Origin of the sequence: Pantoea sp. CTOTU50773 (genome assembly GCF_032082325.1) — a bacterium.
Classification (GTDB): domain Bacteria; phylum Pseudomonadota; class Gammaproteobacteria; order Enterobacterales; family Enterobacteriaceae; genus Pantoea; species Pantoea communis.
Genome location: NZ_DAMDQC010000036.1, coordinates 24,567 through 33,204 on the forward strand (window position 1 = coordinate 24,567; position 8,638 = coordinate 33,204).

An 8,638-nucleotide genomic window follows, 5' to 3' on the forward strand; every position below is an offset into this window, starting at 1 on the left:
GTTCAATCTCGATGTGAAGGACTCTCATGATCGAACTCAAACATCTGAGAACGCTGCAGGCGTTGCAAAATACCGGCTCGTTGGCCGCTGCCGCCGCTCAGCTTCATCAGACACAATCGGCGTTATCGCATCAGTTCAGCGATCTGGAACAGCGGCTGGGCTTTCGCCTGTTTGTGCGCAAGAGCCAGCCGTTGCGGTTTACGCCGCAGGGGGAAATCATGCTGCAGTTGGCCGAGCAGATTTTGCCGCAGATTCAGCAGGCGTTGCAGGCATGCCACGAGCCGCATCAGACCACGTTACGCATTGCCATTGAGTGCCACAGCTGCATTCAGTGGCTGACGCCAGCCCTCAATAATTTCCGCCAGAGCTGGCCGCAAGTGGTGGTCGATTTTAAATCGGGCGTGACTTTTGATCCCCAGCCCGCCCTGCAACAGGGCGAACTGGATGTGGTGTTGACCTCCGATATCCTGCCGCGCAGCGGTTTGTTCTATACGCCGATGTTTGATTTTGAGGTACGTCTGGTGCTGGCCCCGGACCATCCGCTGGCGAAGCTGGAACATATCTCACCGGAAGATTTGGCCGATGAGGTACTGATGATCTATCCGGTGCAGCGTCAGCGTCTCGATATCTGGCGTCATTTCCTGCAGCCTGCAGGCATCAGCCCGGCGCTGAAGAGTGTGGATAATACGCTGTTGCTGATTCAGATGGTGTCAGCACAGATGGGTATTGCGGCCCTTCCGCATTGGGTGGTGGAGAGTTTTGAAAAGCAGGGTTTGGTGGTGACCAAGACATTGGGTGAGGGTTTGTGGAGCCGTTTATATGCCGCTGTGCGCGATGGTGAGCAGCGTCAGCCGGTGTTAGAAGCCTTTGTGCGCTTCGCCCGTCAACACGCCTGTGACCATCTGCCGTTTGTGCGCGATGCCGCCCGCCCGGGTTCACTGCAGTCGATTTCTTGATCATCCCACGGGCGACCTGTGTCGCCCGTGCTGTTATCCCTGCCCGGCCTGCTCTATAATGCGCCGCCTCAATCCGCGACAAAGAGAGTTTCACCATGACGAGTAACGATGTTCTGCGCAGCGTGCGCTATATGCTTGATTTGAGCGATAGCAAAGTGGTGGAGATTTTTGCCTTAGCGGGCAGTGAAGTGCCGCTGGAGGATGTGCAGGCGTGGATGAAGAAGGATGAGGATGCGGCGTTCCGTAAGTTGCCGGACGTGCTGATGGGCTATTTCCTCAACGGTTTGATTTTCTTCCGTCGCGGTAAGAGTGAAGATGCGCCCGCACCTTCAGTTGAACGCCGTATGAATAACAATATTTTCATCAAGAAGCTGCGTATCGCGTTTGCGCTGAAGACCACGGATATTCCGGTGGTGCTGGAGAAGGCAAACTTTAAGATTTCCCAGGCGGAAGTCGGTGCGATTTTCCGCAATCCGGATCATAAAAACTACCGCGAGTGCGGTGACCAGATTCTGCGTAACTTTTTGAAGGGATTGACGATGATGAATCGTCCTGCGGCGCCAGCCAAGAAGGTGTAATCGCTTTTTGATCGGAGTTAGGTCAGATACAGGCCGCTCCGATCACGAAGGAATCTCACATCCCTGTGGATCGGCCTCGCCATCCATGGCTCAGACGCTTCGCTCTTCGTAGCGGCCTGTATCTTCCCTTTGGCTTAGGTGCTGCTTTTTCCCAGCACATAGCGCTTCTGCAAGTTCAACGAAACCAGATCAAGGATCGTCTCACTCAGGCATCGCTTTTGGACCCATGTCCCACTACCCAGCGCTTATGCACGTATAGCGAAGCGAAAATGACAATCGCCCCGGCAATAAAGCTCGGCCAGTGCGGTTTCTCTTGCCAGATCGCCAGATTGACCAGCAAGCCCGCTGGCACGTGCATGTTGTTCATAATGCCCAGCGTACCGGCATCGACCTGCGTCGCACCGTAGTTCCACATAAAGTAGCCCAGCCCGGAAGCCGCCACGCCCAGCCAGACCAGAATGCCCCACTGCAGTGAGGTGGTTGGCAGTTTGTTCGGGTTACCCCACAGGCTCCACGCAATGATGGCGATGATCACCGCGCCAAGATAGAACCACGAGAAGGCCGTGTGTTGCGGCATTGGGCGGGTTTCCTGCAAGCGCTTGTAACCAACCATACCAATGGCGAAGCAGATGTTAGCCGCCTGAACCAGCAGCAAACCGAACCAGAAATGATCGCTGACTTTGTCATAGCGAATGATGGCCGCACCGGCTACCGCCAACAGCGCGCTGAAGGCATAGCCGATTCGCAGCCGACGTCTGCTGAGCAAATCGTAAATCAGCGTGACGTAGAGCGGCGTCATCACGGTAAACAACAGGAATTCTGTCACGCTGAGGTAGGTATAAGCCTCAAAACTCAGCAGATACATGACGCCAAGTTGCAGCATCCCCACCAGCATATACAGCAGGATGGTTGAGGCGCGATAGCCCTTCCAGCGCAGGAAGGGTAAAAAAACGAGCGCAGCTAACCCAAGGCGCATCAGTACAGAGAACCAGGAGTCAACCTGGCCCGCAAGGTATTCCCCTATCAAACTAAAGGAAAAAGCCCACAAAATGGTGGTAACGATCAGTAACAGCACGGTATTGATCCCAAAATGAACAGTGGCGCTAGTGTAAACAAACTGTCGTGGACGGGCTGAAATATCTGGTTGACGAGTGGTCAAATTAAAGTCAAACAAATCGCCGTATCCCCGTCACTCATTGAGATAAGGTCCATTGCTGAAATCAGGTCGCTGGTTGCAGATGCAGTGAATCTGATTCGACACGGCAACGGATTCCCCTTACAAACCCAAAAGCCCCGACGCCTCATGCGCGAATACCAACATTTCCTGGTTTATATCGCTCTTTAATGTCATCAAACTGTAACAATTGTGTCACACATCACAGTAACGTGGCGCAACCATCACTATCCTTTGCGCGAAATGGAACTTTGGTTTTGTTGTTACGCCAGAGGGCTTTTGACCCAACCTGCTGGGAATTTATAAAAATATTGCGCCCTGGAGGGCCACCTTCATGTTAAGTATCTTCAAACCGGCACCGCATCAGCCGCAAGTCGCTGACGATCGTGTCGATCCGCTCTATCGTCGGCTACGCTGGCAAATCTTCATCGGCATTTTCTTTGGCTATGCCGCCTATTACCTGGTCCGTAAAAACTTTGCGCTGGCGATGCCCTATTTGGTTGAGCAGGGCTTTTCGCGTGGCGATCTTGGCTTTGCGCTGTCCGGAATCTCCATCGCCTACGGTTTTTCCAAGTTCATCATGGGTTCCGTCTCTGACCGTTCAAACCCGCGTGTCTTTTTACCTGCCGGACTGATTCTGGCCGCTGCGGTGATGCTGTTTATGGGCTTTGTACCCTGGGCCACCTCCAGCATCATGGTGATGTTTGTGCTGCTCTTCCTGTGCGGTTGGTTCCAGGGCATGGGCTGGCCACCGTGCGGTCGCACTATGGTGCACTGGTGGTCGCAGAAGGAACGCGGCGGGATTGTCTCAGTATGGAACTGCGCCCATAACGTGGGTGGTGGTATTCCGCCCTTACTGTTTCTGCTGGGTATGGCATGGTTTAACGACTGGAAAGCCGCGCTCTACATGCCGGCGTTTGGTGCCATCCTCATCGCGATTATTGCCTTTGCCCTGATGCGCGATACGCCGCAGTCTTGTGGTTTGCCGCCGATTGAGGCGTACAAGAATGATTATCCGCCAGACTACAGCGAGGATCATGAGGAGGAGTTGACGGCGAAGCAGATTTTTATGCAGTACATCCTGCCTAATAAGCTGCTGTGGTATATCGCGCTGGCCAACGTGTTCGTTTACCTGCTGCGCTACGGCATTCTCGACTGGTCACCGACCTACCTGAAAGAGGTGAAGCATTTCACGCTGGATAAATCTTCGTGGGCTTACTTCTTCTATGAATATGCGGGCATTCCCGGCACCTTGCTGTGCGGCTGGATGTCGGACAAGGTGTTCAGAGGCAATCGTGGCGCCACCGGCGTGTTCTTTATGACGCTGGTAACCATCGCCACAGTGGTGTACTGGCTTAACCCACCCGGCAATCCAGGTATCGATATGCTGTGCATGATCGTCATCGGCTTCCTGATCTACGGTCCGGTAATGTTAATTGGTCTGCATGCGCTGGAGTTAGCGCCGAAGAAAGCGGCCGGCACGGCAGCAGGCTTTACCGGTTTGTTTGGTTATCTCGGCGGTTCAGTGGCAGCCAGTGCGATTGTCGGTTACACCGTGGATTACTTCGGCTGGGATGGCGGTTTCATGGTGATGATTGCGGGATCGGTGTTGGCGGTGATTTTGTTGCTGCTCACCATGGTCAGCGAGCATAAACATAAGAGACAGATGGCATAACAAAAATGGGCCGGTATCACCGGCCCATTTTTTTAAGCAAGGAACAACTTACGCAACGTGTGCGGCACCGCATCTTCAGCGTTGCTGCCAATCACTTCCAGCGTCGGCAAGGTATCTTTCAACCGCTGCTGCGCATTGCGCATAATGCAGCCTTTACCCGCCATGCTCAGCATTTCCACGTCATTCATGCCATCACCAAAAGCGATGCACTCTTTCAATGAGAAGCCAAGCTGCTTTGATACCGCCTCCAGCGCGTGACCTTTCGATACGCCACCCGCCATCACTTCCAGACAGGTCGGCAGTGAGAAGCTGACGTTAACGCGATCGCCCCAGCGCGCTTCGATCGCCAGCTCCAGCGGCACCAGACGTTCGGGATCGTCGCAGGTAAAGAACACCTTGCTGATGCCGTCGGTTTCAAGCATGCCCGGCTGATAAACCTGATAGTTAAACACCGACTCACGGAAGTAGTCCTGCTCCTCCGGGCGATGACGGCTCATGTACCACTCATCGTCACGATACACGTGCGTCAGGATATGCTCATCGTGGTACTGCAGACCGTAAAGCTCGCTGGCGATATCGGCGTCGAGGTTATGGCTAAACACCAGTTCACCGTCTGCATTGTGCACGCGAGCCCCGTTGGAAGTAATCATGTACGCCGGAATGCCAAGGTTATCGCGCATCTGGCCTACGTCGATATAGTGGCGGCCGGTGGCGAAAACGAAGTGGACATCTTGCGCCACCAGTTCCTGCAGCGTGGTACGGGCAAAAGGCGTCAGGCGGTGTTCCGGTGAGAGCAGCGTGCCATCCAGGTCGGATGCGACGATGTGGTACATGTAAACCTCTGGTATTGATGTCGGAAAATGAGTTAAACGTGGCGCTCGAAAAAATCGACCACCAGGTTGAGCGCTTCAGCGCGCATAGCGTCTGTTTCAAACAAAATCTCGTGACGCGCGCCTTGAATCACATACGGCACGGTACCTTCGCAGGGATGTCCCGCGTCAGCCATCGCCGTACAAAAAATATCTTGTGCGCGGTTATCCACCACATCGTCTTCGCTGGCCTGTAACACCAGGGAAGGCGTGGTGATTTTCGCTGCCTGGCTGATGATACTGCGTCCGGCATAGACGCCTTCGCGCACCCAATGATAGGTCGGGCCACCGACGCGCAGTCCCGGATCGTCCGCGTAAAAACGCAGGTTGCGCCGATAGCGCTCCCGACTGTGCGTCAGGCGATTAATGCCAAACGGGCTGGCGCGCCAGCGGCCGGTGCCAAGCGCATAGCGTTCGCGAATCGCCGGCAGTTTTTCCGCCCAGTCCAAAATCGGGTGCGCCATCCAGTCAGGCAACGGCAGCACAATGCCAAACATCGGTGCCGAGAATACCGCCGCATGAAAAGCCTGCGGTTGACGCGCCAGAAACAGCGCTAAAATCGCACCGCCCATCGAATGCGCCAGCACGTAGCGTTGCTGATAATGGTTGCTGACCATCTCTTTCAGATACAGCGTTTCTAAGTCGTCAACATAGTGGCTGAACTCAACCACATGGCCGCGATGCGAATCCGCCAGCAAGCGATCGGAGCGGCCCTGCCCGCGATGGTCAATGATCACCACGTCATAGCCGCAGTGGAACAGATCGTAAGCCAGTTCCGGGTATTTGATATAGCTTTCGATGCGGCCGGGAACAATCAGGATGACACGGCGATGTTGCGGTGAGGTGAAACGAACATAGCGAATCTTCAGGTTACCGACGCCGGTGAATTCGCACTCTTCACGACGACGCCAGAAGTCGAGCAGCGGACCGGTAGCAAAGGCGGAAAAGCCTTTCTCTCGCCCGAGCCAACGCTGTTTGTGATGCTGCATCCGTCCCCCTGAAAAAAAGCCTCATCGCGCGTCTGTACGCCATAGCGCACCGCGATATTCTGGCGTATTGTGTCACACTTCGTTCACTTCAGGGAATGTCACGCATGACCATTGAATGGTGGTTAACCTACCTGTTGACCACAACTATCCTCAGTCTTTCACCCGGTTCCGGTGCCATCAACACCATGAGCACCGGCATCAGCCATGGCTATCGCGGCGCGGCGGCTTCCATCACTGGCTTACAGCTTGGGCTGGCGATTCACATTGTGCTGGTGGGTGCCGGTTTGGGTGCGCTATTTTCACAATCGATCATGGCGTTTGAAGTGCTGAAGTGGGCAGGCGCCGCCTATTTGGTTTGGCTGGGCATTCAGCAGTGGCGTTCCGCAGGCGGTATTGATTTGGATGCCGTGGCAAAAGCAATGCCGCGTCGCCGCCTGTTCAAACGCGCCATTCTGGTGAATCTCACCAATCCGAAAAGCATCGTGTTTCTCGCCGCGCTTTTCCCGCAGTTTATTCAGCCACATCAGCCGCAGTTGATGCAGTATCTGGTGCTCGGTGTCACCACCATCGTGGTCGATATTATCGTGATGATTGGTTACGCCACGCTGGCAACCCGTATTGCGGGGTGGATTAAAGGGCCAAAACAGATGAAGCTGATGAACCGCACCTTCGGTGGCTTGTTTATGGCCGTCGGTGCGTTGCTGGCAAGTGCGCGCAGAATCGCGTAAGAGGCTTTAAAAAACCGCGGCACCGAGGTGATAACCGTCAGTGCCGCAGCTATTTCAAGGTAGTCAGTGCGCAAGTTCTGAAGCACAGATGCTGAACGTAAAGCGCGCGAGCACTGCCCGGTGGCGAAATGGCAAGTAAACCCGATTTAACGCGAGATAATCAGGTGGATGCCGAATCCGGCAAACAGCACACCCGCCATCCCATCGACCCACTTCGCCATACGCTGATACTTATCACGCATCCACGGTAGTGCAAAAATCGCCGCGACCAGCGTGAACCAGGCAAAGGTCTCACCGATAATCAGCAGGAATAAACCCCAACGCTCCATCGCGCCCACATCATTACCCACAAACAGCGAGAACACGCTGCCGAAATAGATAATCGCTTTCGGGTTCGACAGATTAGTCAGAAAACCTTTCAGGAAACTCATGCCTTTTTTTGGCAGCTCCACCACCGGCGCATCAACCTGCGGGGCTTTATGTTGCTGACGTGCCGAGCGCAGGAGTTGCCAACCCATCCACAGCAGGTACAAACCACCGCCCACCATGATGATTTCATGCAGCCAGGCCATTTTTTGCAGGATCAAATGCAAGCCCATCAGCGCCACACCGGCCCAGATCACGATTCCCAGCGTAATGCCCAACACGCCCATCATCGCCTCTTTACGTGAACGGCTGGCCGCCGTTTGCGACACAAAGAAGAAGTCCGGGCCGGGACTCATCAGCGCAACCAAATGCACCAGCGCGACGGTGGCGAATAACATCAACATGGTTTCTTTCCTTTACTCTTCATCGACATGTTCTTTGATCATCACCAGGAACGGTTTACCAAAACGTTCCAGCTTGCGATGACCGACACCGTTCACGCTCAACATTTCTGACGCGGTAATCGGCATTTGCTCCGCCATCTCAATCAATGTGGCATCGTTAAACACCACATACGGCGGAATGTTGGATTCGTCGGCAATCGCCTTACGCAATTTACGCAGTTTGCCAAATAGCGTGCGATCGTAATTGCCGCTGTGCACTTTCGGCGAGCTGCTGCGGCTCTTCACCGTGACGATACGCGGCACCGCCAGCATCAATGGCACTTCGGCACGCAATACCGGACGCGCCGCTTCCGTTAGCTGTAAAGCGGAGTGCATGGCGATATTTTGCGTCACCATACCAAGATGGATCAGCTGACGCAGCACGCTGACCCAATGCTCCTGGCTCTGCTCACGACCAATGCCGTACACCGGCAATTTGTCGTGCCCGTTATCGCGAACGCGGTGGTTAGTGGAACCGCGCAGCACGTCGACAATATAGCCCATACCGAAGCGCTGGCCGGTACGATAGATGCTGGAAAGCGCCTTCTGCGCCTCCACCAAACCATCATAGCGACGCGGAGGATCAAGGCAGATATCGCAGTTGCCGCACTGCTGCTGACGCCCTTCACCAAAGTAGTTGAGCAGCACTAAACGACGGCAGGTTTGCGCTTCGGCAAACGCGCCCATCGCATTGAGCTTGTGACGCTCAATATCCTGTAACGGGCCGGGCGCCTTCTCCTCCAGACATTTACGGAGCCACGCCATATCCGCCGGATCGTAAAGCATCATCGCTTCTGCGGGCAGGCCATCACGCCCGGCGCGGCCGGTTTCCTGATAGTAGGATTCGATATTGCGCGGAA

9 protein-coding genes are annotated in these 8,638 nt (G+C 54.8%); 4 read left to right on the forward strand and 5 right to left on the reverse strand.

Translation table 11 applies throughout. The features are described 5' to 3' along the window. Positions 1-26 precede the first annotated feature (26 nt). Both metR and RT340_RS08255 read left to right on the forward strand, forming a co-directional pair. On the forward strand, positions 27-956 hold the full coding sequence (gene metR, locus RT340_RS08250; protein ID WP_034827906.1) for an HTH-type transcriptional regulator MetR: 930 nt from the start codon (positions 27-29) through the stop codon (positions 954-956). A 95-nt stretch (positions 957-1,051) separates the two neighbouring features. Continuing rightward, on the forward strand, positions 1,052-1,534 hold the full coding sequence (locus RT340_RS08255) for a DUF1456 family protein (protein WP_034827905.1): 483 nt from the start codon (positions 1,052-1,054) through the stop codon (positions 1,532-1,534). 205 nt (positions 1,535-1,739) lie between these two features. Here RT340_RS08255 and RT340_RS08260 read toward each other — a convergent pair whose 3' ends face one another. After that, positions 1,740-2,609 carry a carboxylate/amino acid/amine transporter gene (locus tag RT340_RS08260; protein WP_097118548.1) on the reverse strand — a complete coding sequence of 290 codons (870 nt, stop codon included), beginning with the start codon at positions 2,607-2,609 and terminating at the stop codon, positions 1,740-1,742. A 433-nt stretch (positions 2,610-3,042) separates the two neighbouring features. Here RT340_RS08260 and glpT point away from each other — a divergent pair, with 433 nt between their 5' ends. Next, positions 3,043-4,383 (forward strand): glycerol-3-phosphate transporter, encoded by a 1,341-nt coding sequence (glpT, locus tag RT340_RS08265; RefSeq protein ID WP_313375298.1) that lies wholly within the window; start codon positions 3,043-3,045, stop codon positions 4,381-4,383. A 32-nt stretch (positions 4,384-4,415) separates the two neighbouring features. Here glpT and yigL read toward each other — a convergent pair whose 3' ends face one another. Together yigL and pldB are read right to left on the reverse strand one after the other, a co-directional pair. Then, positions 4,416-5,216, reverse strand: a complete 801-nt coding sequence (yigL, locus tag RT340_RS08270; protein WP_034827894.1) for a sugar/pyridoxal phosphate phosphatase YigL — start codon at positions 5,214-5,216, stop codon at positions 4,416-4,418. A 32-nt stretch (positions 5,217-5,248) separates the two neighbouring features. Continuing rightward, on the reverse strand, positions 5,249-6,241 hold the full coding sequence (gene pldB / locus RT340_RS08275; RefSeq protein ID WP_160833382.1) for a lysophospholipase L2: 993 nt from the start codon (positions 6,239-6,241) through the stop codon (positions 5,249-5,251). Between the two features lie 104 nt (positions 6,242-6,345). On the opposite strand from pldB, the gene rhtB reads away from it, so the two are divergent. Continuing rightward, the gene (rhtB, locus tag RT340_RS08280; RefSeq protein ID WP_034827889.1) at positions 6,346-6,969 is read left to right on the forward strand and encodes a homoserine/homoserine lactone efflux protein; all 624 of its coding nucleotides are present in this window, start codon (positions 6,346-6,348) and stop codon (positions 6,967-6,969) included. A gap of 146 nt (positions 6,970-7,115) precedes the next feature. Here the strand turns inward: rhtB and rhtC are convergent, their stop codons facing one another. Both rhtC and RT340_RS08290 read right to left on the reverse strand, forming a co-directional pair. Next, positions 7,116-7,739: a threonine export protein RhtC gene (rhtC, locus tag RT340_RS08285; protein WP_034827887.1), complete on the reverse strand. Its 624-nt coding sequence runs from the start codon at positions 7,737-7,739 to the stop codon at positions 7,116-7,118. A gap of 12 nt (positions 7,740-7,751) precedes the next feature. Next, the coding region (locus RT340_RS08290) for an RQC domain-containing protein (protein ID WP_313375301.1) at positions 7,752-8,638 on the reverse strand (887 nt) is incomplete at its 5' end.